The following is a 1,807-nucleotide window of genomic DNA, read 5'->3' as shown; positions in this document are numbered from 1 at the left end:
TCGCCGTGGCGATCGCGATCCACAACATCCCCGAGGGCGTGGCCGTCGCCGTCCCGATCCGCCAGGCCACCGGTTCCCGACGCCGCGCCCTCGGCTGGTCCACCCTGTCCGGCCTCGCCGAGCCCGCCGGCGCCCTCATCGGCTTCGCACTGCTCATGCCCTTCCTCGGCCCTGCCACCCTGGGCATCTCCTTCGCGGCGATCGCCGGCATCATGGTCTTCATCTGCCTCGACGAGCTGCTGCCCACCGCCGTCTCCACCGGCCGCCACCACACCGCGATCTACGGCCTCATCGCGGGCATGGGTGTCATGGCGGCGTCGTTGCTGCTGATGATGTAGTTGTCAAGCGGGGGACCCGGGCAGGCACCTGTGCCTGTGGATGGGAGGGGTTTATCCACAGCCCCGCCACCACACTTGTCGACGCCCCGCCACCCGGGGCCTAGCCTCCCCACCATGACCACCATCCAGGCACTGCAGGCCTTACGCGCCATGACCGTCCTGGGGGAGATCTCCTCCGGCACGGTGACCGTCGCTGACCTCGACGCCCTCGGATACCGGGACGCCACCACCTGGGCGGCGATGGCCACCACCTACCACGGACCCACCCGCCACCGCCGACTCCAGGCCGCCGCCCGCGAAGCCGGGGCCCACCTGTCCCTGGACGCGCTGACCGTCATCGAGAAACACACCCGCAAACTCCTGCCCGATGCCCCTGTGTCACCGTGGGAGCTGCGGGTGGAGCTGTGCGGACTGCGTGGCACCGTCGCCGAGATCGACCGGGCCGCCGCCGCCCGGGTCCGGCACCACAACCGTGGTGTCACCGACATCGAGAAGAAGGTGTGGGGAAAACGCGCCCTCAAGGGTGGGAAGAACACCGACGCCCTGGGCCTGCGCACCTTCACCGTCACCGGCCCGGAACGCCACATCGAGGCCTACCTCGCCCATGTGCGCACCCACGCCCGGCAGCTCCGCGACGCCGACCCGGCCCTCGGGTATGAGCAGGCCATGTTCGACGCGCTGATGGCCACCACCGGCGGTGGGGTGAGCGCACCGACACCCCCGGTCCCGCTGGTGGTGGCCACCGTGCCCGAAGGAGTCAAGCTCCTGCGGCGGGAAGGCGATGACACCGTCTTCGGCCTGAGCGACGGCACCACCCTGACCGGGGCGGAACTGGTCACCCAGATCATGGCGGAACACCACTACGTCGGGCTCTACGACCCGGTGGACGGGCCGGTGGATCTCTACCGCTCCCAGCGCACCGCCAGCCCCAAGCAGAGGATCCTGCTGGCCGGGGAGTCCCTGCTCTGTGAGGGCCCGGAGTGCACCACCCCGGCCAACCAGTGCGAGGTCCACCACCTCAAGGCGTGGAAGAACGGCGGGGACACCAACATCACCAACCTGGCGCTGGTCTGCCGGATCCACAACACCCGCCACGATGATGATCCTGACCAGCCACCCCGGCACGGCAGGTTCGAGAGACACCCCGGTGGGGTGGTGTTCCTGCCCCCGGACGGTGGGCCACCCCGGACCAACCGCCACCCGTTGCGGGCCCGGTCCGCCCGAGGACTGCTCAACGCCTAGGAGGGCGCGGCTTCGGCCTGCCTTCTCCACGGTCGGTGCCCCAGCAGATAGGCGACGACGGCACCGAGCAGCAGCAGCGGGATCGTCCACAGGGGCGCCCACGTCAGCTCCCATGCGATGACCGCGGCGAACAGCGGGGCCTTCTGCATGACCGCGAGCACCATCGCCGCGCCGACGAGTGCCAGCATGGGCACAGTCTCCGGGCCGGCGCCCGCCAGCGCGCCCGC

The 1,807-nt window shown here is 70.6% G+C and carries 3 protein-coding genes; 2 read left to right on the top strand and 1 reads right to left on the bottom strand.

Annotated features, from left to right (window positions below; translation table 11 throughout):
- Both GXZ33_RS09975 and GXZ33_RS09970 read left to right on the top strand, forming a co-directional pair.
- Positions 1-338, top strand: a 338-nt coding sequence (locus GXZ33_RS09975; RefSeq protein WP_291340883.1) for a ZIP family metal transporter, incomplete at its 5' end; no start/stop codon positions are given.
- 114 nt (positions 339-452) lie between these two features.
- Entirely contained in the window at positions 453-1,580 is a 1,128-nt protein-coding gene (locus tag GXZ33_RS09970; RefSeq protein WP_291340882.1) for an HNH endonuclease signature motif containing protein, read from the top strand.
- Here GXZ33_RS09970 and GXZ33_RS09965 read toward each other — a convergent pair.
- The coding region (locus GXZ33_RS09965) for a chloride channel protein (protein WP_363237234.1) at positions 1,577-1,807 on the bottom strand (231 nt) is incomplete at its 5' end. The genes GXZ33_RS09970 and GXZ33_RS09965 overlap by 4 nt on opposite strands.

It is taken from the genome of Corynebacterium sp. (assembly GCF_012838985.1).
In the GTDB taxonomy this organism is placed as follows: Bacteria; Actinomycetota; Actinomycetes; order Mycobacteriales; family Mycobacteriaceae; genus Corynebacterium.
The sequence above is the reverse complement of the archived record's forward strand: the minus strand, read 5'-3'. Positions and strand labels throughout refer to the sequence as shown.

Excerpts from the sequence above, each read along its gene's own strand:
- GXZ33_RS09970 (WP_291340882.1), top strand. The coding sequence starts at position 453 with ATGACCACCATCCAGGCACTGCAGGCCTTACGCGCCATGACCGTCCTG.